22 protein-coding genes, 1 tRNA gene and 1 pseudogene are annotated in these 23,824 nt (G+C 58.4%); 8 read left to right on the top strand and 16 right to left on the bottom strand.

Annotated elements, in window-relative coordinates; all coding sequences use genetic code 11:
* Positions 1-15 precede the first annotated feature (15 nt).
* Both D3Y57_RS11290 and D3Y57_RS11285 read left to right on the top strand, forming a co-directional pair.
* Positions 16-489: a TadE/TadG family type IV pilus assembly protein gene (locus D3Y57_RS11290; RefSeq protein WP_162987086.1), complete on the top strand. Its 474-nt coding sequence runs from the start codon at positions 16-18 to the stop codon at positions 487-489.
* Positions 489-1,001, top strand: a complete 513-nt coding sequence (locus D3Y57_RS11285) for a prepilin peptidase (RefSeq protein WP_121153066.1) — start codon at positions 489-491, stop codon at positions 999-1,001. The genes D3Y57_RS11290 and D3Y57_RS11285 overlap by 1 nt, the downstream gene beginning before the upstream one ends.
* On the opposite strand, the gene D3Y57_RS11280 is transcribed toward D3Y57_RS11285, so the two are convergent.
* Complete coding sequence (locus D3Y57_RS11280) at positions 998-1,672, bottom strand: tetratricopeptide repeat protein (RefSeq protein ID WP_162987085.1); 675 nt, start codon at positions 1,670-1,672, stop codon at positions 998-1,000. The two genes, D3Y57_RS11285 and D3Y57_RS11280, sit on opposite strands and share 4 nt — an antisense overlap.
* A gap of 307 nt (positions 1,673-1,979) precedes the next feature.
* Positions 1,980-2,055: transfer RNA gene (locus D3Y57_RS11275), tRNA-Thr, on the bottom strand.
* Positions 2,056-2,321: 266 nt separating this feature from the next.
* Here D3Y57_RS11275 and D3Y57_RS11270 point away from each other — a divergent pair.
* On the top strand, positions 2,322-3,659 hold the full coding sequence (locus D3Y57_RS11270; protein ID WP_239026037.1) for a PAS domain-containing protein: 1,338 nt from the start codon (positions 2,322-2,324) through the stop codon (positions 3,657-3,659).
* 9 nt (positions 3,660-3,668) lie between these two features.
* On the opposite strand, the gene D3Y57_RS11265 is transcribed toward D3Y57_RS11270, so the two are convergent.
* Positions 3,669-4,943, bottom strand: coding sequence for an MFS transporter (locus tag D3Y57_RS11265; protein WP_121153063.1), 1,275 nt, complete (start codon positions 4,941-4,943; stop codon positions 3,669-3,671).
* 119 nt (positions 4,944-5,062) lie between these two features.
* On the opposite strand from D3Y57_RS11265, the gene D3Y57_RS11260 reads away from it, so the two are divergent.
* Together D3Y57_RS11260 and D3Y57_RS11255 are read left to right on the top strand one after the other, a co-directional pair.
* Complete coding sequence (locus D3Y57_RS11260) at positions 5,063-5,602, top strand: hypothetical protein (protein ID WP_121155798.1); 540 nt, start codon at positions 5,063-5,065, stop codon at positions 5,600-5,602.
* An 884-nt stretch (positions 5,603-6,486) separates the two neighbouring features.
* The gene (locus tag D3Y57_RS11255; RefSeq protein WP_205590117.1) at positions 6,487-6,783 is read left to right on the top strand and encodes a glycine zipper 2TM domain-containing protein; all 297 of its coding nucleotides are present in this window, start codon (positions 6,487-6,489) and stop codon (positions 6,781-6,783) included.
* A 22-nt stretch (positions 6,784-6,805) separates the two neighbouring features.
* Here D3Y57_RS11255 and D3Y57_RS11250 read toward each other — a convergent pair whose 3' ends face one another.
* The 8 genes from D3Y57_RS11250 to D3Y57_RS11220 all read right to left on the bottom strand — a co-directional run bounded on the left by D3Y57_RS11250 (position 6,806) and on the right by D3Y57_RS11220 (position 12,897).
* Entirely contained in the window at positions 6,806-7,141 is a 336-nt protein-coding gene (locus tag D3Y57_RS11250; protein ID WP_121153062.1) for a bactofilin family protein, read from the bottom strand.
* A gap of 77 nt (positions 7,142-7,218) precedes the next feature.
* A complete protein-coding gene (locus D3Y57_RS20410) occupies positions 7,219-7,398 on the bottom strand; it encodes a hypothetical protein (protein WP_205590116.1) in 180 nt (59 codons plus the stop codon).
* A complete protein-coding gene (locus D3Y57_RS11245; protein WP_205590115.1) occupies positions 7,353-8,090 on the bottom strand; it encodes an ROK family protein in 738 nt (245 codons plus the stop codon). Before D3Y57_RS11245 ends, D3Y57_RS20410 begins: the two co-directional genes overlap by 46 nt.
* 229 nt (positions 8,091-8,319) lie before the next feature.
* The gene (locus D3Y57_RS11240) at positions 8,320-9,495 is read right to left on the bottom strand and encodes a glycosyltransferase (RefSeq protein ID WP_121153061.1); all 1,176 of its coding nucleotides are present in this window, start codon (positions 9,493-9,495) and stop codon (positions 8,320-8,322) included.
* A 4-nt stretch (positions 9,496-9,499) separates the two neighbouring features.
* Entirely contained in the window at positions 9,500-9,733 is a 234-nt protein-coding gene (locus D3Y57_RS21615) for a DUF2141 domain-containing protein (protein WP_430739042.1), read from the bottom strand.
* A gap of 306 nt (positions 9,734-10,039) precedes the next feature.
* A complete protein-coding gene (locus D3Y57_RS11230) occupies positions 10,040-10,987 on the bottom strand; it encodes a hypothetical protein (RefSeq protein WP_121153060.1) in 948 nt (315 codons plus the stop codon).
* 44 nt (positions 10,988-11,031) lie between these two features.
* Positions 11,032-12,168, bottom strand: a complete 1,137-nt coding sequence (locus tag D3Y57_RS11225) for a glycosyltransferase (RefSeq protein WP_121153059.1) — start codon at positions 12,166-12,168, stop codon at positions 11,032-11,034.
* 3 nt (positions 12,169-12,171) lie between these two features.
* Entirely contained in the window at positions 12,172-12,897 is a 726-nt protein-coding gene (locus D3Y57_RS11220; RefSeq protein WP_121153058.1) for a DUF2334 domain-containing protein, read from the bottom strand.
* Between the two features lie 121 nt (positions 12,898-13,018).
* Here D3Y57_RS11220 and D3Y57_RS11215 point away from each other — a divergent pair, with 121 nt between their 5' ends.
* On the top strand, positions 13,019-14,629 hold the full coding sequence (locus D3Y57_RS11215; RefSeq protein WP_239026036.1) for an FMN-binding glutamate synthase family protein: 1,611 nt from the start codon (positions 13,019-13,021) through the stop codon (positions 14,627-14,629).
* A gap of 192 nt (positions 14,630-14,821) precedes the next feature.
* Entirely contained in the window at positions 14,822-15,997 is a 1,176-nt protein-coding gene (locus D3Y57_RS11210; RefSeq protein ID WP_162987084.1) for an acyltransferase family protein, read from the top strand.
* Here the strand turns inward: D3Y57_RS11210 and D3Y57_RS11205 are convergent.
* The 4 genes from D3Y57_RS11205 to D3Y57_RS11190 form a co-directional block, all read right to left on the bottom strand.
* Positions 15,994-16,749: a 3'(2'),5'-bisphosphate nucleotidase CysQ gene (locus D3Y57_RS11205; protein WP_121153056.1), complete on the bottom strand. Its 756-nt coding sequence runs from the start codon at positions 16,747-16,749 to the stop codon at positions 15,994-15,996. The two genes, D3Y57_RS11210 and D3Y57_RS11205, sit on opposite strands and share 4 nt — an antisense overlap.
* On the bottom strand, positions 16,746-18,677 hold the full coding sequence (gene cysN / locus D3Y57_RS11200; RefSeq protein WP_121153055.1) for a sulfate adenylyltransferase subunit CysN: 1,932 nt from the start codon (positions 18,675-18,677) through the stop codon (positions 16,746-16,748). The genes D3Y57_RS11205 and cysN overlap by 4 nt, the downstream gene beginning before the upstream one ends.
* Positions 18,677-19,582 (bottom strand): sulfate adenylyltransferase subunit CysD, encoded by a 906-nt coding sequence (gene cysD / locus D3Y57_RS11195; protein WP_121153054.1) that lies wholly within the window; start codon positions 19,580-19,582, stop codon positions 18,677-18,679. Before cysD ends, cysN begins: the two co-directional genes overlap by 1 nt.
* Before the next feature lie 166 nt (positions 19,583-19,748).
* Positions 19,749-22,043, bottom strand: a complete 2,295-nt coding sequence (locus D3Y57_RS11190; protein WP_121155792.1) for a CDC48 family AAA ATPase — start codon at positions 22,041-22,043, stop codon at positions 19,749-19,751.
* A gap of 282 nt (positions 22,044-22,325) precedes the next feature.
* Between D3Y57_RS11190 and D3Y57_RS11185 the strand changes: the two are divergent.
* A pseudogene (locus tag D3Y57_RS11185) lies at positions 22,326-23,209 on the top strand (LysR substrate-binding domain-containing protein).
* 162 nt (positions 23,210-23,371) lie between these two features.
* Here the strand turns inward: D3Y57_RS11185 and D3Y57_RS11180 are convergent.
* Complete coding sequence (locus D3Y57_RS11180; protein WP_121153053.1) at positions 23,372-23,818, bottom strand: peptidylprolyl isomerase; 447 nt, start codon at positions 23,816-23,818, stop codon at positions 23,372-23,374.
* Positions 23,819-23,824 lie beyond the last annotated feature (6 nt).

Below are 23,824 nucleotides of genomic sequence, written 5' to 3'. Positions count from 1 at the left end.
GCGAGGAACGGCACCATGGAGATACGGATCATCCGATATCGCAAAAGACATTCGATGCTGCGGCATTGGTCGTCCGATGCTGGTGTCGTCGCGCTTGAATTCGCCCTGATCGTGCCGTTCTTTCTGCTGCTGATATTCGGAACGATGGTCTTCGCGCTCTATTTTGCAACGTTCGTCGCCGTCATCCACGGCGCGAACGAGGGCGCGAGGGCATCGGTTGGAGGCATCAGCGACGTCGAACGTGGGCAGTTGGCAGTGGCCCGTGTCCAGTACATCTTCACGGCATATTCACCGCTGCTGAAACCGGCCCTCGTCAACGTCCAGACGCAGGCGGTGCCGGGTGCCATGTTTAAAGTGACTGTTCAGTATCCGCTTAACGATTTCAAATTCGGTGCGTTCTACAATTTGCTTACCGCCGTGGGTAAGGGCAACGCGGCCCAGCCACAAAAAATCGGATATTCGGTGACAATCGCCAACGGAGGCTATTGATGCCGGCAACAAGTTTCATCGCTCTCGGGGTTCTTCTCCTGATCCTGATCCCGATCGTTCATTTTGACCTACAGGAACGCCGCATCCCGAACGCGCTGAACGTGCTGTTGGCGACCGCCGGTTTCCTCTTTCAAACTATCTCTGCCTCATCGGTTCGCGCCGCGCTGATCGGACTGACCGCTCCTGTCGCGATCATTGCCCTGTTTCTCGGCCTCATCGCAATTATGAAGCTCTTGCGCCGACAGGGAACGCTCGGCCTTGGCGACGTGAAGTTCCTGGCAGCCGCCAGCCTCTGGGTCGGCTTTATTGGCAGCACGGCAGTCTTTGTCATCGCCAGCCTGTTCTCGGTGGGCTTTATTGTTGCGCGTTCTCCGTGGCGACGGCTCGATTTACGTGGTGCTATCCCGTTTGCGCCATTTCTGGCGGCTGGCCTGCTGGTCGTTTACGGTTTGGGGACAGTATCTCAGGCCAACAAGACTTCACCGGCGATCATCGTCGCACCAGCAAGTTAACGGTCGACGACAGGCGTCCGCACTACGTCGGGCGCCTGCAACACCAGCTTCGCAGATTGCGCCTTCAGGGCGGCCTGTATATCGGCGCGCTCGGTGGTATCCGCTATACTGTCCAACAGCGATTTTGAACCGGCGGTGTCGCCAGTAGCCGATAGCACCAAAATTAGATTATTACGTACGCGAACATTCGCAGGGGCAAGTTCTGCCGCCTGCCTGATCCTGAACAAAGCTTCTTCCAGACGCCCCTGTCTAAGCAGCGCATACCCATAGTCGTTGAGATAGTCCGGGTCAGTCGGCATCCGGCTTACCGCTTGGCTGAACTCTCCAGCCGCTGCCGTCCAGCGATCGTTGAGCCCTTCGATCCGGCCCAACCCTGCATAAGCCGATGCGGCGGCTTTGGTCTTCAAGAGCTTGCGATATATGATTGCAGCCTGCTCGAACGCGCCAATATCGACGAAGCAGTTGCCGCGCATGACCGCTGCATCTGTCCCGTGCGGATAAAGCTGTTCGAACGCATCGAGGTGGGCCAGGGCAGCATGTGTGCGTCCAGACTTTCGCATGTCGTCAATTAGCGTGAGATATAACGCCCGCGACTGCGCGCTTCGCCCTTCAGGCAGAAACTTGCCCGCAGCGTCTCCGACAACGGGCGCAGGATTCGCCTTCGCGGCCAACGTGCTGTTCGTCGGAAGCGTCAAGACAATGACAAGAAAACTACAACTTAAGAAGACGAAGTGGCGCATTTCTTGTTACTCAAGTCATTGATGTCTGTATTAAAATATAGGCGATCGTCAAAAGTGAACTGGCCGGCAACGTAGATCCTTGAAAGGCATCGCACAACAGCGCCGAGCAAGCTGCTCCTTGTCCGCCGTGGTGACCTCGACTGCCTGATACTGCCGCGCCGCGCTAAACAGTATCCAAACCCGTCCCCACGTGTGAGCACTTTCAGCGCATGTGTTTGGATTTCCCTGCTGAAAGCAGTGGTGCCGCCTATAGGATTCGAACCTACGACCCCCGCATTACGAATGCGATGCTCTACCAACTGAGCTAAGGCGGCTAATTACCCTACTAATCCACTACTAAACTTCTCGCCGTCTGGCCACCTTATTGGAAACATTCGGTTTTTCCGCGGAGACCCGCTAATTACGAATGCGATGCTCTACCAACTGAGCTAAGGCGGCCCGGATAGCGGGGTCGCGCTTATCAGTGGTCCGGGCGCGCGGCAACCCTTCAGGTGTCGAATGCAGGCGTTAACGGGTTCATAACCATCCTTCGGGCATTTAGGATGCGACTAATTTTCCGTGGGACCAACGAATGGACAGAATGCGCGAATTTCGGGATGACAGAGATTATGCGCCCGATGTTTCGGACGCCTATGATCAAGGTCCAATCGAGCAGGGCATCGACGCGCCGGTGGTGATCGGCACCGATGAACGCCGGATGCATGTCCGTGCCTATAACCACTGGGCATCGTTGCTTAACGGTCGCGCCTATCCTTCGGTCGAGGATCTTCACCCTGAGGATGGTCAGGATTTCGCCCCGCACAGCGTGTTGCTCGACTTTACCGGCGGTTCATCGTCACCGTCGATCGCGTGGCTGGGCCAGAAGTTGCGCGCCGAGTGCGACCTTCCGGGCGAAGCCGATGCGATTGCCGATGTGCCGCCGCGTTCACTCTTATCCCGTCTTACCGACCATTATCTCCAGATCATCGCCAATCGCGCGCCGGTTGGCTTCGAAGCCGAATTCGTCAACTCACGCGGTTACAACACCATGTATCGTGGCATATTGATGCCACTGTCTTCGGACGACGACACGATTGATTTTATTTATGGTGTGATCAACTGGAAAGAGATTGCGTCTTTGCCTCAGGCCGACGCTCTCGAAACGGAGATCGCGACCGCGCTGGCTTCGCAGCTTCACCGCCCGACGATGCCGGTCTGGGCCGACGGTCCGAGTGCCTCTACGGGACATGAAGCTCGCAATATCGTGCCGCTTCGTGCTGAAATACTCGCGCCTGATTCTGGCCCTTTTCCCGAGCAAGCCGAGGACGATTTCGAATTCTTTCCTATCCCCGATGGGACCGGGCTTGCAGATTGGCTGGCTGCGGCCCGTGCCAGTGCCGATGCCGTGCGTACCGCCGACAGTCGTGGTCGTGCTGCGCTCTATCACGCACTTGGCCAGGCGTATGATTTCGCTCTGCTGGCGGACGTTCGCGCCGATGAATATGCCGAACTTCTGGAATATACCCAGATCGTTGCGCAGGTTCGTGCGCCGATGACTCCGATCGTCAAACTCGTTTTTGGGTCGGATTATGACAAGACCCGCATCACCGAATTTGCTGCGGCGCTCAGCTATGCAAAGCGGCACGAATTGCCCGCAGGCGGAATGCGTCATTTTCTCGATCAATATCCCGGTGGGTTGAAGGCGGTCGTCGCAGCCGAGCGGCGCGAGCGTCGGCCCGCCGACAAGCCGCTCAAGGTCGACCTGACGCGCGAAGCTGCTCGTGCGCTGGAAGGTCAGGCGATATTGACGCTGCCAGGCGACGATGAGTTCATTGTTCTGATCGCGCGCCGCGTCGATGGCGAACGCGTTGCCGTAATCGGCGTGGTCGATGGCGATAAGCCGATGCTCGACCGCGCATTGAAGGCAATCACGGCATAATAAGCGGGCTCAGTCTTCGGTGATAAGGCTCGTTCGTTTGGTTTCGGGCAGCATGATGAAGGCGATCGTCGCCAATCCGATAAGCCCCGTGATGTACCAGTAAAAGCCGCTCTCAGCACTGACGCTTTTAAACCATAGTGCCGCATATTCTGCGGTTCCGCCAAAGGCTGCATTGCCGATCGCATAGGGCAGGGCAACACCCAGTGTGCGGATATGCGGTGGAAACAGTTCGGCTTTGATGAGCGCCCCGATCGACGTGTAGGCGGCAAGCAACGTCAACGGGATCAGAACAAGACCAAATGCGGCAAAGGGACTTGTTGCCGAACCGAGAGCCGTAAAAACCGGTACCGAGACAATCATCCCGCCGATCCCGAATAGCAACAGTTGCGGCTTGCGCCCGAACCGGTCGGAAACCAGCCCCCAAAGCGGCTGGAGCAGCATGAACACGATCAATGCTGCGGTCATGATCTCGGTCGCGGTCTGCTTGGAAAAGCCAGTGGTGTTGACGAGGAATTTCTGGAGATAGGTTGTATAGGCGTAAAATGCGGCCGATCCGCCCGCGCTGATTGCCGCTACGATCAGGAATTCGTGCGGATGATCCCGCCACAGGTTTGCGAAAGAAGACTTTGGCCGGTCGGTCTTTTGTGCTTCGAACGCCGCCGTTTCCGAAAGGCTACGTCGCAGGATGTAAACGCCCAGCGCCAGCGCCGATCCTATAACGAAGGGAATACGCCAGCCCCATGATTCCAACTGGGCCTCTGTCAGCAAACTTTGCAGGATGAGGAGCACGGCAAGCGCGCTAAGCTGTCCGCCAATGAGCGTGACATATTGGAAACTGGACCAGAAACCGCGCCGCTCCCTCGTCGCCATCTCCGACAGATAAGTGGCGCTGGCCCCGTATTCGCCGCCAACCGACAAACCCTGCATCATTCTGGCAAAGACCAGCAGAGCGGGTGCGACAACACCGGCCTGCGCATAGGTTGGCGACGCCGCGATCAGTATCGAGCCGCCGCACATCAGCGCTACCGACAACGCCAGCCCGGCCTTGCGACCATGTCTGTCGGCATAGATACCCATGATCCACGCGCCGACCGGACGCATCAGGAAGCCGACGGCAAAGATCGCGGCGGCATTTAGTAATTGGGCGGTAGGATCGGCTTTTGGGAAGAAGGAGGGGGCGAAATAGATGGTCAACACGGAATAGGCGTACCAGTCGTACCATTCGACGAGATTGCCTGCCGATCCGCCGACAATCGATTTCAGACGTTTGGAGTTAATTGACATCGTCTGCCCCTATCGCTGCCTCGCCCGCAGCCAGTATGTGGCGGTTATGCGATGAAGCTATGGCCGTGCACAACCCGCCCGACTTGGCGGGGCGGGGTGGTCGCGTTAGGACCGTGGCGATGACATCCATTCGCACAACGCTCGTCAGAGCTCCATTCGTTCTGGTGCCGCTCGTTCTCGCTGGCTGCGTGGGAAAACCGGTCGCGCCGCCAGCGCGTGCGCCTGCGCCGATTGTGCGTCCTGCACCGACACCTCCTGCGCCTCCTGTCGCGAACTGGGAAAATGGCCTGCTCACTCCGGGAAGGTGGACTTATACCCGTGACTCGCGGGGAGGCCTTGCCCTGTATGGTATCGCCGGGAGCAATGCGGTGCTCAGTATTCGGTGTGACACAACGGCGCGGCGCGTTTTTATATCGAGGATGGGCAGCGTGGCCGGGTCGATGACGTTGCGAGCGACAAGCGGTGCCCGGGCCTATGCTGCGAGACCGACTGCTGGCACCGTGCCCTATGTAGCGGCTGATCTCACACCGACCGATCCGCAGCTTGATGCGTTAGCATTCAGCCGCGGGAGGTTCCTCGTTGGGTTGAGTGGCGCGGTCGATGTTGTCGTGCCGAGTTGGCCCGAGGTGGCGAGGGTAATCGAGGACTGCCGCGGTTGAAGGTAACGGGCCTTGTTCAAAAGCGCAGAACTCGAATCATGACGACATTTATTTTTTTTAACAAGACTTGATCGGCGACTCGTGATGACTCATGTTTCACCTGTACCCAACGCAGGGTACGGCTTTTTCAACTAGCGAAAGGAGGTGATCCGATGTCTCATGGTTCAGCACAGGGGTCGGGTAGTTTCGTTCGGGGGATGCGCAGCCAGGGTTAATCCTATGGCTGCCCATGGTCTCCCGCGCTTGAGATATGTCTCCGGCCGCTGACCATGTTAGGGGTTGCCGGGCCTTCGGGTTCGGCAACCTTTTTCATTTGTGGGCTTTGCATTCCAAGCCGGGCGGTTTCTGACTCCGCTCCAACTAAATAGGGGCCAGCGTTTCCGCTGACCCCCACAGTGTCGGACCTTATCATCGCAGCTTCATGACCTCGCAGTCGAAACTGACGATAAACTCCAGACGTTTTGCCCAGATTATTCACGCTTTCGCGCAAAATCCTCTGCAGCGTGGTTCGTTTTCTGCCGTGCGGGTCGCGCGACGGTCGGTTTCCCGGGCCATTCCGCTTGCCTGACATCGTCCGAACCCGAACCGATCGCACCGCCTTTTCAGATACTTGCGTCTCTGTCAGGCCTTCGTTATCGGCTCGATCATCCGTTAAAATCCTCTGCGTTTCCGCGTCCGATCGCTCCTTCTGACGAACAAAAGCTGACACGGTCCGATGAGTCGGAAAAGACTTAATTCGCCCCGCTGGCCTGTGGATAACGAGGATATCGGGGATAGTTTTTCGCAAACCTTACAGTTTCATGTCGCCTGGGTTGTCCGTCGTTCAGATCGCCCCCGCCATAGACGCCGCTCTACGGGAACGATTCATTCCAAAGGAGCGGAATATGCGTAAGATGATAATGGTATTGAGTGCGGTGGCGATGATTGCGCCGACGCTGGCGATCAGCAGCCCGGCAGAAGCGCGCCGACACTATCGCGAGCGGGACGGTCGCCATGACCAGCGCTATTGCACCCGCAACAACGGTACGACCGGCCTGATCGTCGGCGGCGTTGGCGGTGCTTTGTTGGGCCGGGCCATCGATACGCGTGGCGATCGTGCGGTCGGCACCATCGGCGGTGCGGCGCTCGGGGCGCTTGCCGGTCGCGCAATCGATCGGGGCGGTTCGCGCCGCTGTCGCTAACGCCAACGACAGGGGCGGCGCGTTATTCGCCAGCGATCAGCCTTAGCGCGCCGCCATTGTCTTCCCGGGTCAGTCGCTTGACCCGGCCTTCCACGATTGCGCCGGTCGCGATGCTTACCGCGTCGTAGCTCAGATCGCCATTAACGCGGGCAGTGGCCTCTATGGTCAGGATTTTGGCGGCGACGGTCCCGTCGATAGCGCCTGCGATGGTCGCATCATCGGCGGTGACATTGCCGGCTATGACGCCATCAGCCCCCAACGTGAGCGTGGCGCAAACTACGTCTCCATCGACACGTCCGTCGACATGAAGATTGCCGCGGCCCCCGATGTTACCAGTGATGATAACGTCGCTGCCGATAAAGCTGAAACCGCTCCCCCGTCGGGTCGGCCTGTGTTTCTGTCACCCTTGCCGAACATAGTATTTATCCCCCTGGGTCATCGTGCGTTTAACATGTCGAGCGCCAGCGCGATTGCGCCGAGTACGCCCGCTTCATCGCCGAGCGTCGGCGCAATCACATAGTCGTTGCCGTCGAGTTGCGGCGCATCGACATAACCGGCGACCCAGCGTTTCAGGCTGATGCGCAATGCCTCGTGAAAACCCGGTGCTTTTGACACGCCCCCCCAACTACGATCCGGTCGGGCGATAATGTAAAAAGGTAATTGGCGAGCGCCTGACCCAGAGTATCGAATATATGGACCCGGCGGGGATCGTCCGGCGCGCTTTTGCTCAACGATGCACCAAGCCGTGCTTCGATCGCAGGCCCGCTGGCGAGCCCCTCCGCACAATCACCATGGAATGCGCAGACTCCGGGGAAATTATCGCCCAGGGCTCGCTTAACGCGAATATGGCCCATCTCGGGGTGGATCAGGCCGTGGTGAGGGCGGCCATCGATAATGACGCCACCACCGATGCCGGTGCCGACGGTCAGATAAAGTCCCGTCTGGCAGTCAGCCAGCGCTCCCCAGCGATATTCAGCCAGTGCGGCGGCATTGACGTCGGTGTCGAAGGCCACCGGCATGCCGAGTGCATCGGCGATCGTGACAGCGACGGGGGTATGCGCCCAGCCGGGCTTCGGTGTTTTTGTGATACTGCCCCACGCCGGATCGGCCCGGTTCAGATTTACCGGTCCGAACGACCCGATGCCGACCGCCGACACGGGCGGTTGAGCGCGAAAAAATGCGATGACCGCCTGCAATGTTTGATCGGGAGATGTCGTGGGGATGCGGGCAGTGGCGCGCAGGTCGCCCGGCCCGGTCCCGACAGCAACGTTGATTTTCGTGCCGCCCAGTTCAACAGCACCGATCAAAGGCTTAATCATGGCATTGAGTGTGGCGTGTCGCGCGCGTGTCGTCCAGCGTCAGCCGTGTCGGGTTGCCCACATCAATACGCGACCGGCAATGCCGGCACAGGCGCATTCGGCGGCCCTGGTGTTTCGCAAAGGGGTGGGGATAGATGCTCTGCGAACAGGTCGGGCATGATTTGTGCCCCGTGTTGCTCCAATTGCAGTCATACTAAACCCCCGTTCAGCGCATTGATCAGGCGGCCCGACGAATCGGGCCAACCAGACCTTCATAATAGCTGAATAGGTCGGAAAAATGACTATCCATTGTACGAACATGGTTAGAATTGTTTACAGAACGTGTCCGAATTACTTGCCGGTCGGAGGCTAGAAAAGCGGCGATTGCGGCTGCGGCGGATGCAGGGTCGCCCGATGCATAGGTCCATCCGTTCGATTCTCGCGCCTGATCCGCTGCGCCGCCACCGTCAGGCGCGATAAGCGGCAAGCCCGACGCACGCGCCTCACTTGCCACCATGCAGAACGTCTCTGCCTCGCAACCGTGGATCAGCGCATCGCAACTCGCAAACAGTCGCGCCAGTTCGAGGCGATCATTGATCGAGGACGCAAGGTGAATGTGAGGATTATCGGCCGCCGCGCGCACGACTTTGGCTCGTTCCCTGCCGTCGCCCACCAGAACCAGACCGACAGGCGCATTCGCCCCCGCAGCGGTCACTGCTTCGATAACCATCGGCCAACGCTTTTCGGGCGCGTGTCGCCCTGCCGCGATCAGCAAGGTAGCGGTTTCGGGAAGCGCGCATCGGTCGAGTAATCGGGCGCGCAGGCCCGCGTCGCGCAGTTCCGGGGAAAACACCGCATCCGCGACGCCCATCGGATTGGTCACGACGTCGGTCATGCCCCCTTCGATCAGGCGATCCGACAGACTTTGCCCGGCGGTCACGGTCGCGGCGAACTGCTTGTCCAGCCGAAGCAAATGCCGCCAGAACCAACCGAACTGGCGGTCGATCATACCGCGTGAGGCGACTTTCCCAAACCATCGATAGGCATAGGCGGACAATGGGTCGGCGTGCATGATCAGCACGCGGGGTGCGAGCCCTTTCCATTCCCCGACCAGTCGCGCGCTTCGCCACGGGGACGAAGCCTCGACGATGTCAGGCTGAAGTTCATCGAGCGTCGCGTGCAGCGCCACTTCGTCGCGGAAATAATGGTATTTTCGGTCGAGCGGGAAGCGTGGCTGTTCCAGATAGACGATTCGTGCGTTCGGTCCGCGTTCTTCGACCCGCGTCGTTTCACCGGGGGCAATGACGATGATTTCGTGTCCTGCCACTGGCCCGGCTGCAAGCTTGCGATCGATATAGGTTTTAACGCCTCCACCATCGGGCGAGTAAAAGGCGCAGACATCGACGATCCGCATCGAATTAACGGATCGGTCCGAAGGAAAACAGTCCGCGGCGATACAACAGGCGGATGGTCAACGGAGTCAGGCCGTTTCCAACGACCGCGCGCCCCACTGCTATCCGTGGTTTACTCGGGCCGAGACTTGCAGGGTTTCCGGGGAAGCCTACCCCATCAATCGACAGGCCAAGTTTCCGGTTGCTGTCCCGATCGTGGAGCAATGACAGGCCATAAGCTCCGGCCTTCGGCGCGCGAATGCAGAGTACGACCGGGCCGGTGGGGGAACGGAAATTTCCACGCGACGAAACACCTTTCCGCTGTTGACCAACACATTGTCGTCGTTCAGGAAATCGTCGTCGTCAGCAGGATATAGCTCCACCTTCATCAGGCCAGCCCGGTCTTTCAAACCAACAACCGTCAGCAGGAAAGCGGGACCGGGTTCATTCGGGCGACAATGGCCCTCGGCTGTGCCCAGACTGGGTGAAGGGGGACGTCGGCACTGGCTGCGCCGGGGAGAATCGAGACTGAAAGCGTCAGCAAAGCCATGGTGATTGCGAGCTTTTTCACTTTTTCACCTTCATATTCACGAAATATCCTATGCCGAGGACGCCACCGAAAAACATGTGCGCAACAAATTGAATGGCGGCCCAGAACGTAATCAACGCCGCGATTTCAAAATCGCGGCCAACGGTCAGCACCGCAATTCCTGCGAAAACGAGATCCTTTTGCGATACGAAGGGCAGCCGCGAAATAATAAGCCGTATGGTCGCCAATACGATCCATTCGCTGAATGCTACCTGTGGGAGCGCCAGGCTCCAGGCCAGTGCGGAAAGTCCTGTGGTAGCGACCACGCGAGCCATCTGCAAAGATCCAACGACCCACAATTGCACGCGTGTCAGGCTGAACAAGCGGTTGCCGAATACGATCGCCAGTGTCGGAATGCCGACGACCATGAAAACTGAGACCCACAGCATCGTTTCCGAAACCCGAAGCCGTTCACTGATGATGTGGAATTGAAGCTGCTGGACCAGCGGATAGGCGAACGCCATCATAATAAGCGTGGCGATGTTGCCCGCCAATGCCGATAAAATGGCGGTATCCTTGACCGCGCCGAACGGCGACGCGACCATCTCCATCTTTTTGCGTGCCCAGCTGTAGAAATAGACTTCGCCGACATAGCCGAACAGCAGATCGTTGCTCACGAGTTTGCGCAACAGAGCCGTGAATCCAGATGCGGGGATGCCCCATAAGTAACGGAATATCGCCCAGTCGAGGATAACCGGAACGAAATAATAAATCGCAAAAACGATCCAGAATTCGATCGAAGTAGGGATGGCATCGCGTACTTCGTGCCAGCGAACGTTGCGCAGGGCAAAGAGCACGGCAATCAGGATAGCCAGCGAAATCGCCGGGGCCAGCCACCGTACGAGCAAATTCGCGCGTGTTTTCAGTGGTGATGGGTCACCCGGCCAAACGGCCGTGGGCGACGACACCAGGGGATCGGAATTCACGGCTACGACATACCTGTGTTAATTGGTCCGACTTGCATTAGGCTTTAGCGCTCTTTCGGCGTGGACGTAAGTCGCACGGACCCATCGACGGTTTTCGTAAAAATTTCGAGGTATCTTGGGCCTCCTTTCTCGACAGTGAACCGTTCGGCCTGAGATCGCATACCCCTTGTGTCCAGCGCGACAGAGCGAATGTGATCGAGGGCACGGGCAAACCCGTCCAAATCCCTTGTTTCGACGATGCTCCCATATCGTCCGCCCCTTAGCATATCGCGCATACTGACACTGGAATCGGTGGTGACAATGGCAAGACCGGCGGCAAGCGCCTCGATTATGACTGCTGGCACGCCTTCATAGTCGGATGAAAGTGCAAAAATGTCCGCCTTTGCGAACCATGGGGCGAGATCGGTGACGTGCCCGGCAAAGATTGTGCGATCTGTGATGCCCAGATCAGTGGCGAGTTTTTCGAGCTTTGGGCGTTCCGGGCCGTCACCGAGAAGGGTCAGGCTGTCGTCGTCACGGGCGATCTTTGCAAATGCGCGGAGAAGCAGGGCGTAGTTCTTCTGTGGGGCAAGGCGCCCAGCGGTGATGAAGCGATGGCGTTGTTGAGACTGAGTTCGAGGTTTTGAAAATCGGTGGATGTCGGCCATCGAGAGCGCCGGATCATCGACGATACTGACGCGATCGGCAGCAAGACCCGTTGCCCCCGCAATTTCAGCACGCATCGGGGGTGCCATGCCAACGAACCGGTCAATGTAGTGCGCCTGTATCCTGAGCCAACAATGATAGAGCCAGCGTACCGGAAGAGGAAAATCCGCACGTTCCAGATCGTTGCTGATCTTTGCAACGATCGGCGGACATTTGCGACCGAGCAACAGTTTCATCATGACCGAGACGATCGAATAACTATTCCCTGCACAAAATATCACATCGGGTCGCGTGCGCCGGATCACGCCGGGAAGGCGCAGGATCATCCACAGCGTTTCCCAATGTGCGGTGGCAATCTTGTCGTTGGCTAATATCTCGTAAGTCAGTCCATCGGCTTCGCAGCGCATGGCGCCATCGGCGCGACCAAGCACGAGGTGCACATCGGCACCTCTATCGACCCATGCCTTGCAGAGCCGCAGTGCAACGCGCTCCACGCCACCGGGTTCGAAACTGTGCAGGAAAACGAGTATCCGCATTCGTTAGCGCAGCAGGTCGGCATAGCGTGACGGCGCATGGGTCCGCGTGAAACGCCTGAACGTCGCATCGATGCTGTCCAGCAACGCAGGCACGGCAACGTCGCCCGGATGCACGGCAATGCGGACGGTCGGCATGATAGGGAGAACTGCGCGCGCCAGGCCTGAAAACATGAGCGAACTGCGGATGCGTGCGGGGCTGCGGCTGGCCCAGGTGATGACCGGACCTCTTGCGAGAACCTGATCCTTCTGCGGGTTCCAGACCTTCATATGATCCTCCGCCAGCGCAAAACCAGCCTCTTGCACCGCCTCGATCGCGCCGGGTGAATAGAGCCATGCCGGGGCCACGAACCCTGTCACAGGTCGCCCGATTGCATCCTCCACAACCTTTCTTCCATCGGCGATGCGGGCGGCGGCTTCGACCTTGGAAAGGCCAGCGAACTCACCCTCGCCAGCGGTCATATGGCGCTGGGCAAAACCCTTGTCCGACGAATCGTCGCGGTGACGCCAGCCGTGCAGGAACATTTCGACGTCGTCGTCGGCCCAACTTCTCAACTTGGCGGCAAATGCGGGGGACGCTGACAAAGGCGCTTCGTCCCAATGATCGGGGACAACCAGCATCGCAAAGCGGCGACAGCCCAGCAAGTCGGTGAGCCTGTCGGTCAGTGCGTCGATCTGCGCCTCGAACCGAGGGCCAACGTCATGGATGGAGGCCAGCAGGCGACGGGTCATAAATCGGCCCTAATGGGTTTTCCGTTGAGGTGAAATGGCGTCGTTGTGACTTACAGTTTACTCGCCAAGAAGAAGCGGCGACCATATGGCTTAGCAAGGAAGCCGACAGGGGAATGATGCGATGGTGAAATTTCGGCTCGGGCGCTACACGGTTTTGGTCCTGTGCGTCGCACTGTTTGCACTTGGGCTTATGCTGACTCCGGTCGGTTTGGGGGGCCGCATACTCGTCGCCATTCCCGGATTGCTGGTTCTGCTCGGCATATGGGATCTTTGCCAGCCGTGGCATTCGGTCCTCCGCAACTATCCTGTGATCGGGCATGTCCGCTGGATGGTAGAAATGGTGCGTCCCGAAATCCGCCAATATCTTCTGGAGGACGAGAACGAAGCCACGCCATTTTCACGGGCGCAGCGATCACTGGTCTATCGCCGGTCGAAGGGCGTTTCTTCGGACCACCCGTTCGGCACTATCCTCGACGTTTATGCGGACGATTATGAATTTATCGTCCATTCTATGCGTCCAGCCGATGATGCTGATCCCAAGTCGTTCCGTATCACCATCGGCAACGATCAATGCGCCAAGCCCTATTCCGCAAGCATCTTTAACATTTCCGCCATGAGTTTTGGCTCCCTGTCGCCCAACGCCATCCGCGCGTTGAACAAGGGGGCGGCGATAGGCAATTTCTATCACGATACCGGCGAGGGAAGCATCAGCACCTATCACCGCGAAAACGGCGGCGACATCGTATGGGAAGTCGCGAGCGGGTATTTCGGATGCCGCGATGCAAATGGGAAGTTCGATCCCGTAAAATTCGCCGAACAGGCCACCACCGATCAGGTCCGCATGATCGAAATCAAACTTAGCCAGGGTGCCAAACCCGGCCACGGGGGTATCCTGCCAGCAAAGAAGGTGACGAAGGAAATTTCTGAAACGCGCGGCGTGCCGATGGGCGTCGATTGCATATCGCCGTCGCGCCATTCGGCATTTACGACCCCGCTGGAGATGATGGCGTTTATCCAGCAGTTGCGGACGCTGTCGGGTGGAAAGCCGGTCGGTTTCAAGCTTTGCGTCGGTCATCCGCATGAATTCATGGCGATCGTGAAGGCGATGCTGGCGAGTGGCGTCATTCCCGATTTCATCGTGATCGATGGCGGCGAGGGCGGGACCGGTGCGGCACCCGTGGAATTCAGCGACCATATCGGATCGCCCATGCGGGAAGGATTGCTGTTCGTACACAATACGTTGGTCGGAGCAGGGCTGCGTGACCGGATCAAAGTCGGTGCGGCAGGACGGCTGATCAGCGCATTTGACATTGCGACAGTGCTTGCCATTGGCGCGGACTGGGCGAATGCGGCGCGTGGTTATATGTTTGCTCTCGGCTGTATCCAGTCGATGAGCTGTCACACCAATCGCTGCCCAACAGGCGTTGCGACACAGGATCTGACGCGGCAACGGGCGCTCGTCGTCCCCGACAAGGCAGAACGCGTGGCTCATTTTCATGACAGGACGGTCAATGCGTTGGCTGATATGCTGGCGGCGGCGGGGCTGTCTCACCCCGACGATTTGGAACCACATCATCTCGTCCACCGGATAAGCACAACCGAGGTGCGTCAGTTCGATCAGGTCCATCATTTCCTGAAAGAAGGACAATTGGTGCGGGGCGAATGCGAGCTACCCTATTTCCGTGATAACTGGGCGCGGGCGCGGGCGGATAGTTTCGCCGAAACCGGCTGATTGCAATCGCCGGGGCAGGTTTTTGCAAGCAGCATGGAACGCAGGATCTGTGAATTTACTTAACTTGCTGTCCCATGGTGAAACTTCAGGCCTATTTCATGTCTGGTGCCAGACCGTTCTGGATGCCATCAGACGGCTCGCTATTAAAAGGAGGCCATTATTCGGCACGAAAGCGGTACCGAACTTGGCCTGTTGTTCATCTTTTTGCCCATGGTCATGTTGGTCGTGGTCGCGCTGGTGCTCCGATTTTTCCCTAAAGTGTGGGATTGGACGGTTCGCAAACAGGATGCCTCGCGTAACCATACGATGGACGGTGCTCGCGGGTTGTTGAGCTTATGGGTGCTGACCCATCATCTGAATATCGGGCCAGCGATGGTTCTGCAGAATGGTGGGTGGCAGCCGCTGCCAAGTGCACTTCAAATTCTTGTGACCTCGGGCTTCTTCGTCGCGCCCTTTTTTGCGCTAACTGCAATGCTGTTCGGGGGAGGCCTGCTCGCATCCAAAGGCAAGCTGGATACATTTGCATTTATTCGCCGCCGCTTTTTCCGTCTCGTACCCGCTTATATCGTATCAATCGTTCTTATCGTTGCGGCCGTTTTCTATATCTCGGGTTTTCATCTTCGCGTCGCGCCGCTCAGTCTTATCAAGGAGATGGTTCGGTGGACCTTGTTCGACTTTGTACAGCGCTATGATATCAATGGCGTAAATGCTTCCGGCTCTCATGGTATGCTTTGGACGCTGCGCTATGAAATCCTGTTTTATGCCAGCCTGCCCATACTCGCCTTTGCCCAACGCCGATTGAATTCACGCTTTGTCCTGATTGCGGGACTGGCGCTGATCAGCTTTTTTTCGTGGCCGTTCATCTTTTTTACCGGAGGCGCGGTTGCGGCCGCTGCGTTGGGCTGGCGCCATCCACGTGCAGCCACCGTCTGGCAAATCGGCAGCATAATATCGATCGCCGTGCTTGTTCTGACAGCCAGCCACACGAATGCCGTATTGCAGGCGGTGTTGCTGGTTCCCATGCTGGCGGCAATCGCACTTCAGGGCGCAATATTCCGGCCGCTAAGCTGGAAGCCGATCCGCTTTGTGGGAGAGATCAGCTATAGCGTTTATATCCTGCACTACCCGGTTATCTGGATTATCTTCACGTTGTTCATTTCGCCAGCGACAGTCCAGTCAATGGGATTTGTCGAACGCACGCTCATTCTTGCGGTGGGAGGCTGTGTGGTTTTGGTGATCGCGACGCTATGTTTCGTATTCGTCGAGCGACCGTTCGTTGCCTATAGTAAACGGTCTGGTGGTAAGGCCGGGGCGGGTAAGGTGGTTGCCACCTCACCCGCCCTCACCGTGGCCGGCGAAGCTGCCTAGATCGCCATTTCCTTGAGCAGTCCGAGAACGGTTTTCGCGTCTTCCTCGCGCGCGATCAGGAAGTCTGGCAAATACACGTCTTCCTGATTGTAGAGCAGTGGGCTGCCGTCGATGCGTGAACAGTGCAAGCCATACGCGCGGGCGACTGCGACCGGTGCGGCGCTGTCCCATTCATACTGTCCACCCGAATGAAGGTAGATGTCGGCCTCACCCCGGATGATCGCCATCGCCTTTGCACCCGAAGATCCCATTGGCACGAGTTCGGCGCCGAGGCGTTCGGCGATTGCCGTTGCTTCGGCGGCCGGTCGCGTTCGACTGACGACGAGGCGTAGCCGTTTGGGTGACGCAGGTAACGGGGCAGGGCGATCGCTTCGCAACACGAGGCCAAGCCCGGGGAGAGCGACAGCGCCGATTTCAGCAACGCCGTCGATAACCAGCCCGACATGGACCGCCCAGTCTTCGCGCCCCTCGCCATATTCGCGGGTGCCGTCGACCGGATCGACGATCCAGACGCGGCTCATCCCAAGGCGAGCGCCATCGCACTTCATTTCTTCGGACAGCAGGCCGTCGTCGGGCCGCTGTTCGCGCAACGCGTGGACGAGGAACTGATTAGCGGTCTGGTCCCCCGCTTTACCCAGTGCCTTTTGCGAGAACAGACCACTGTCCCGCACTTCGAGCAGTATCTTGCCCGTGATTTCGGCAAGATGGGCCGCCAGTTCGGCATCGTCGCGGATGATCGCATGGTCGCTCATGGGATCAGCCGCGCGATGATGGCATCTGCCGCTTCTTCCGCCGTCAAGGCTGAGGTGTCGATACGGATTTCGGGAGCCTCCGGCGCTTCATAGGGGCTGTCGATCCCGGTGAAGTTCTTGAGCTGTCCTGCGCGCGCCTTTGCGTACAGGCCTTTGACGTCACGGGCTTCGGCATCGGCAAGCGATGTGTCGATATGAACTTCGACGAACTCGCCCGGAGCCATCATCTGACGCACCATCTCTCGCTCCGCACGGAAGGGAGAGATGAACGCTGTAATGACGATCAGACCGGCATCGGTCATCAGCTTGGCGACTTCCCCCACACGGCGGATATTCTCCACGCGGTCGGCATCGGTAAAGCCAAGATCCTTGTTCAGCCCATGACGCACATTGTCGCCGTCGAGCAGGAAGGTGTGACGGTTCATGCGCGCCAGCTTTTTCTCGACGATGTTGGCGATCGTTGATTTGCCCGCACCCGACAGACCCGTCAGCCATAGCACCGCTGGCTTCTGGTTCTTCAGGCCCGCATGGTTCTCACGGCTAACATCGGTCGCTTGCCAATGCACGTTGTCCGCACGACGCAGGCTGTGATTGATCATCCCCGCAGCGACGGTCGCATTGGTGATCTTGTCGATCAGGATGAACCCGCCGAGCGTATGATTGTCGGCGTAGGCATCGAACACGATCGGCTTGTCGGTCGACAGGTTCGCGACACCGATGGCGTTCAGTTCCAGCGTCTTGGCCGCCAGATGTTCCATCGTGTTGACGTTGACCTGGTACTTCGGTGCCTGAACATTGGCGGAAACCATCTGCGTGCCAAGTTTCAGCCAATAGGGCCGACCGGGAAGCATTTCCTCGTCGGCCATCCACACGAAGGTCGCCTCGAACTGATCCGAAACTTCCGGAGGGTTGTCCGAAATCGCAATCACATCGCCACGCGAACAATCGATCTCGTCCTCGAAGCAGATCGTCACCGACTGATTGGCAACTGCTTGTTCAAGATCGCCATCGAGCGTCACGATCCGCGACACCGTGCTGGTTTTGCCCGACGGCAGGACGCGCACCTTGTCGCCCGGCGCAATCGTGCCGGTTGCGATCAGGCCCGAAAACCCGCGGAAATCGAGGTTTGGGCGGTTGACCCACTGGACCGGCATGCGGAACGGCTTTTGCGCGTTGACCGTCGCATCGACCTCGACTGTTTCGAGGTGCTGCATCAGCGATGGCCCGGTGTACCAGGGCGTGTTCTCGCTGGGCAGGGTGATGTTGTCGCCCTTGAAGCCAGAGATCGGCATCGGCGTGAAAACCGTCAGCCCGATACCCGCTGCAAACTCGGTGTAATCGGCAACGATCTTGTCATAGACCGCCTGATCGTAACCGACGAGATCCATCTTGTTCACCGCCAGAACGATGTTTCGGATACCGATCAGGTGCGCGAGATAGGAATGCCGTCGCGTCTGCGTCAGGATACCCTTGCGCGCGTCGATCAGGATGACCGCGAGGTCGGCGGTCGAGGCCCCCGTGACCATGTTGCGCGTGTACTGCTCATGCCCCGGTGTGTCCGCGACGATGAACTTGCGCTTTTCGGTCGAGAAAAAGCGATAGGCGACGTCGATGGTAATGCCCTGCTCGCGCTCGGCGGCGAGGCCATCGACCAGCAGCGCGAAGTCGATTTCCTGACCCTGTGTGCCCATGCGCTTGCTGTCGGCTTCGAGTGCCTCAAGCTGGTCTTCGAAGATCATCTTGCTGTCGTAAAGCAGCCGTCCGATCAGCGTCGACTTGCCGTCATCCACCGACCCGCAGGTGATGAAACGCAGCATCGTCTTATGCTGATGCGCGTCCAGATAGGCGTCGATGTCTTCGGCGATCAGGTTTTCGACCTGATAGGCACTGTCGAGGTCCTGGGTGTTGCTGTGAATAACGTCCGACATCAGAAATACCCCTCCTGCTTCTTTTTCTCCATGCCCGCGCCGCCTGCGTCCTTGTCGATCGCACGACCCTGACGCTCCGACGTGGTGGTCAGCAGCATTTCCTGAATGACTTCACTTAACGTCGCCGCTTCGCTCTCGACCGCACCCGTCAACGGGTAACAGCCAAGGGTGCGGAACCGGATCGAACGATCGACCGGCACTTCGCCCGGTTTCAGCGGAAAGCGGTCATCATCGACCATCAACAGCATCCCATCACGCTCGACGGTTGGGCGCTTCGCCGCAAAATAGAGCGGCACGATGTCGATGTTGTTCAGCTGAATATATTGCCAGATATCCAGCTCGGTCCAGTTCGAGATCGGAAAGACCCGGATGCTTTCGCCCTTGGCCTTCTTCGAATTGTAGAGGTTCCAAAGTTCGGGCCGCTGGTTCTTCGGGTCCCAGCCGTGACTGGCCGAACGGAACGAGAAAATGCGTTCCTTCGCGCGGCTCTTTTCCTCGTCGCGCCGCGCACCACCGAATGCCACGTCGAAACCATATTTATCGAGCGCCTGTTTCAGCCCCTCGGTCTTCCACATGTCGGTGTGCAGCGCGCCATGATCGAACGGGTTGATCCCGCGCGCGATGGCTTCGGGGTTCTGGTAAACCAGTAACTCCATCCCCGCATCGCGCGCCGCCTTTTCGCGCAGTTCGTACATCGCTTTGAACTTCCACGTCGTATCAACATGGAGCAGTGGAAATGGCGGTGGTGATGGGTAGAAGGCCTTGCGTGCGAGATGCAGCATCACGGCAGAATCCTTGCCGACGCTGTACATCATCACCGGCTTTTCAGCCTCTGCCACAACCTCCCGTAAAATATGGATGCTTTCAGCTTCGAGGCGCTGAAGATGAGTAAGGTTTTGTTGCAAGGTAATTCTCTCCCGTCACTCTCTTGGTGACAGGGGCATAATGGCCATGTGTGCGGGCGGAGCAACGAACATATGCTCCGCCCGACACAATCTCATCTTCATCTTATCTAAATCGGATTTTCTTTGTCAAAATATGCATATAAAATTGTCGATCAATGTGATCTGATCAGGGTTTCGGACCTCGCGGAGTCAGCATCCCCGGCGTTATAAATCCGATGCCCTGCGGCGTCATCGCATTGACTTTCAGCGTGTCCGACATCCGCGCGTAATCGGCCTCCATTTCAGGCGTAACCGACGCGCGCGTATCGATCAGCGCCGTTTCGAAATTGGCCATCGTCACCGTCTTTGCTTTGAGCGAGCCACGCAGAGCGGCAAGCCCTGCGCGACGGGTCAGATCCTCCAGATCGGCACCTGTGAACCGATTCGTCCGCTCCGCCAGCGCCGCCAGATCGACGTCCTTGTCGAGCGGCATCCTGGCTGTGTGGATGCCAAGAATGTGGAGCCGGCCCGGCTTGTCCGGAACGCCCACATAGATCAGTTCGTCAAAACGCCCCGGTCGCAACAACGCAGGATCGACGAAATTGGGGCGGTTGGTGGCACCGATCACGACGACTGACTGCAATTCCTCCAGTCCGTCCATTTCGGCGAGGATCGTGTTGACGACACGCTCCGTCACCTGCGGCTCGCCTGCGCTGGTGCCGCGTGCAGGAACCAGCGAATCGAGTTCGTCAATAAAAATTACGCACGGCGCAACTTGCCGGGCGCGGGCAAAAAGTCGGGCAATCTGCTGCTCGCTCTCGCCATACCATTTGCTCAACAGGTCGGAGGATTTGATCGCGATGAAATTGGCCTGAGCCTCTTTCGACACGGCCTTTGCCAACAGCGTCTTGCCGGTTCCGGGCGGACCATAGAGCAAAAAGCCCTTGGCGGGACGGATGCCCAGGCGGCGGAAAGCCTTTGGGTTCTTCAGCGGCAGTTCGACACCTTCGCGCAGCTTTTCGGCTGCGGCGTCGAGGCCACCGATATCGTCCCAGCCCACGTTCGGAACCTGAACCATGACTTCGCGCATTGCGGACGGCTGGACGCGCTTCAACGCGGCCATGAAATCGTCGCGCGTGACCGACAATGTGTCGAGCACCTCGGGCGGGATCGTGCCTTCCTCAAGGTTCAGCTTGGGCATGATGCGGCGGACGGCTTCGATTGCGGCCTCACGCGTTAACGCGGCCAGATCGGCACCGACGAAACCATAAGTCGCGCGCGACAGTTCGGCGAGATCGACGCCTTCGGCCAGCGGCATGCCACGGGTGTGGATACCGAGGATTTCACGACGGCCACGCTCATCCGGGACACCGATCACGATTTCGCGGTCGAAACGACCGGGGCGGCGTAATGCTTCGTCGATGGCCTCGGGCCGGTTGGTCGCGGCAATGACAACCAGATTAACGCGCGCTTCCAGCCCATCCATCAGGGTAAGCAGTTGCGCGACCAGGCGCTTTTCCGCTTCGCCCGAAACCTGACCGCGTTTGGGTGCGATCGAATCGATCTCGTCGATAAAGACGATTGAGGGCGCAGCCTTTGCCGCCGCCTCGAACACTTCGCGTAGCTTCTTTTCGGACTCGCCATAGGCCGAACCCATGATCTCCGGACCATTGATCAGGAAAAACTCGGCCGAACTTTCATTGGCAACAGCGCGAGCAAGGCGCGTCTTTCCCGTTCCCGGTGGCCCATGCAGCAAAACACCCTTTGGTGGATCGACGCCGAGGCGCTGAAACAATTCGGGATAACGGAGCGGCAGTTCGACCATTTCACGCAACTGGTCGATGGTGTCGCCCATGCCGCCAATGTCGTCATAGGTAACGTCGGCGCGGCGGCTGTCCTTTGGCTCGACATATTCGGCAAGCAATTCGACTTCGGTTTCGGAATCGATGTGAACGATACCCTTCGGTACAGTCGAAACCACCGTCAGGCGTACTTCCTGAAGCGCATAGGCAGGGGCAGCGAGCATCTGGCGAAGCTGTGGCGGCAAGTCGGTGCGATCGACTTGCTGTTGCCCGGCGGTCGCGACGGTGTCGCCAGCGACCAGTGGACGACCGGCAAAGCTGCGCTTCAGGGCATGGCCCGAACCATGCAGGCGCAAATTTTGCTGAGCCGGGGCAAAGACGACGCGCTGCGCAGTTTTCGATTCGACTTTGCGCAGAGTTACGAAGTCGCCTGAACCGACCTCGGCATTGGCACGCTGGAAACCGTCGAGGCGAAGAATCTCCAGACCCTCGTCTTCGCTATAGGGGAAAACGGCGCGGGCGGCGGTGACGCGCTTGCCAGTGATTTCAACAACATCGCCCTCGGCCAGCGTCATCGCTGCCATGATCGAGCGTGGGACGCGGGCAAGGCCTCGCCCAGCATCTTCGGGGCGTGCATTGGCGACTTGTAGCCGCGTTCCTGAGATTTCGCTGTCTGCCATCATGCCCTCAACTGGTGAGTGAGATAGATAGCGACGCTGCGCCCAACAAAAAAGATAGGCAAAAAAAAGGGGTCGACCCGGAGGCCGACCCTTGAAAGTTTATAGGAGAGGATGCCTGAAAGGCCTGCTCTATGTGCACTGCAGCATATTATGCTGCAAGTGCGAAAACAAAAATCGCACTTGCAGAAATTGCATCTTGTAGTTTCCTCAAACTGAGGCAACATGTGGCTGGAGTGGCAGCGCGGTTAACAATGGATGCGCTGCACAAATTTGGGGCGGCTCATGCGACGTTTGCCATCACTGTCGGGGGTTGAGGCTTTTGTTGCGGTTGCGCGCACGGGGTCAGTGAAGGCGGCTGCGGACGAACTTTCGCTGTCGTCTCCCGCGCTCAGTCGCCGAATTCAGTCACTAGAACGTTTTTTGGGTCGCTCGCTGTTTACGCGCGGTCATCAGTCGATGCGCCTGAACGCGGATGGCGAACGGTTGATGATTCTCGTCGGCCCCGCGCTCGATCAATTGTCAGACGCGATCGAATCGCTGGCGAGTGCCCAGAGCGATCTTATGCGGTTGCGACTGGGCGTGCTGCCACTGTTTGCCGCACAAAAGCTCATCCCCGACTGGCAGAGCTACGGGAAGCTTATCCGACCCTGCATCTCGACATCGACACCGCTTCTCATGCAGCGTCACGGCTGGGTGACGGGATCGACGCCGCGATTATTCTCGCACGCGACACCGATCCAGCGCTGTATGCACAGCGACTCGACCGTAACATGGTGTTCGCGATTGCCGCGCGTCATTTTCGCAGCGGTCCCGGCGCGATTACGCGGCCCGAGCAGCTTAAAGATCTGACGGTGATGATCCACCGGGATATGCCCGACACATTCGAGGAATGGCGCAAGGCGGTTGGATTGGAAGGGATCGAGCCGGCGGCGATCGATCATTATGATTCGGGACAATTGATGCTCGACGCCGCCGCGCAGGGATTGGGCGTTGCGTTCATGCATGAGGCGCATTTAAGTGATGCACGTGACGAGCGGCTTGCTCCGCTGTTCGATATCGAAGTCGTCAGCCCGTACAGTTACTGGTTCGTGTGCCGACCACGCGCACTGGAGTCGCGCCCGGTTAAGCTGTTTCACGACTGGCTGGTCGGGGCGATGTCTGCCTAGGTCGCGATAATTTAAGTATAAAAACCGTTTCCCTGAGCCTGTCTAAAGGCTGCCCTTCTAAAGGTTGAAACAGGGCAGCCCTTCGACAGGCTCAGGAAAGCGGGCATTCGCTTCAAAATGCCGCCCCGCCTTCACGAACCCGTGAAGGGGAGCAGTAAAAAATCAGACGGCCTTCGCACTGACGATCTTGCCGGGAGTCCGTGGTGGCTCGCCCTTTGGCAGCGCATCGACGGCTTCCATGCCCGAAGTGACTTCACCCCAGACGGTGTACTGGTTGTCGAGGAAACGTGCATCGTCGAGGCAAATGAAGAACTGGCTGTTCGCGCTGTTCGGGCTCGACGAACGGGCCATCGAGCAGATGCCGCGCTTGTGCGGTTCTTTGTTGAATTCTGCCTTCAGGTCGGGAAGCTTCGATCCGCTCATGCCGGTGCCCGTAGGATCGCCGCCCTGTGCCATGAAACCAGCAATAACGCGGTGGAAAACCACGCCGTCATAAAAGCCTTCGTTAGCGAGCTCGGCAATCCGTTCGACGTGACCGGGGGCCAGATCGGGGCGCAGCTTGATGGTAACTTCACCGGTATCGAGTGTGAGTGTAAGCGTTTCAGCCATGTTTCA

This window comes from Sphingomonas paeninsulae (assembly GCF_003660165.1).
In the GTDB taxonomy this organism is placed as follows: domain Bacteria; phylum Pseudomonadota; class Alphaproteobacteria; order Sphingomonadales; family Sphingomonadaceae; genus Sphingomonas_O; species Sphingomonas_O paeninsulae.
Note: the sequence above shows the minus strand (reverse complement) of the source record. Positions and strands in the feature narration are given on the sequence as shown.

Bases quoted from the DNA above. Each gene is read 5' to 3' on its own strand.
- D3Y57_RS11290 (WP_162987086.1), top strand. From the start codon at position 16: ATGGAGATACGGATCATCCGATATCGCAAAAGACATTCGATGCTGCGG.
- D3Y57_RS11285 (WP_121153066.1), top strand. From the start codon at position 489: ATGCCGGCAACAAGTTTCATCGCTCTCGGGGTTCTTCTCCTGATCCTG.
- D3Y57_RS11270 (WP_239026037.1), top strand. From the start codon at position 2,322: ATGCGCGAATTTCGGGATGACAGAGATTATGCGCCCGATGTTTCGGAC.
- D3Y57_RS11265 (WP_121153063.1), bottom strand. From the start codon at position 4,943: ATGTCAATTAACTCCAAACGTCTGAAATCGATTGTCGGCGGATCGGCA.
- D3Y57_RS11260 (WP_121155798.1), top strand. From the start codon at position 5,063: ATGACATCCATTCGCACAACGCTCGTCAGAGCTCCATTCGTTCTGGTG.
- D3Y57_RS11255 (WP_205590117.1), top strand. From the start codon at position 6,487: ATGCGTAAGATGATAATGGTATTGAGTGCGGTGGCGATGATTGCGCCG.
- D3Y57_RS11240 (WP_121153061.1), bottom strand. From the start codon at position 9,495: ATGCGGATCGTCGATGTCTGCGCCTTTTACTCGCCCGATGGTGGAGGC.
- D3Y57_RS11225 (WP_121153059.1), bottom strand. From the start codon at position 12,168: ATGCGGATACTCGTTTTCCTGCACAGTTTCGAACCCGGTGGCGTGGAG.
- D3Y57_RS11220 (WP_121153058.1), bottom strand. From the start codon at position 12,897: ATGACCCGTCGCCTGCTGGCCTCCATCCATGACGTTGGCCCTCGGTTC.
- D3Y57_RS11215 (WP_239026036.1), top strand. From the start codon at position 13,019: ATGGTGAAATTTCGGCTCGGGCGCTACACGGTTTTGGTCCTGTGCGTC.
- D3Y57_RS11205 (WP_121153056.1), bottom strand. From the start codon at position 16,749: ATGAGCGACCATGCGATCATCCGCGACGATGCCGAACTGGCGGCCCAT.
- cysN (WP_121153055.1), bottom strand. From the start codon at position 18,677: ATGTCGGACGTTATTCACAGCAACACCCAGGACCTCGACAGTGCCTAT.
- D3Y57_RS11190 (WP_121155792.1), bottom strand. From the start codon at position 22,043: ATGGCAGACAGCGAAATCTCAGGAACGCGGCTACAAGTCGCCAATGCA.
- D3Y57_RS11180 (WP_121153053.1), bottom strand. From the start codon at position 23,818: ATGGCTGAAACGCTTACACTCACACTCGATACCGGTGAAGTTACCATC.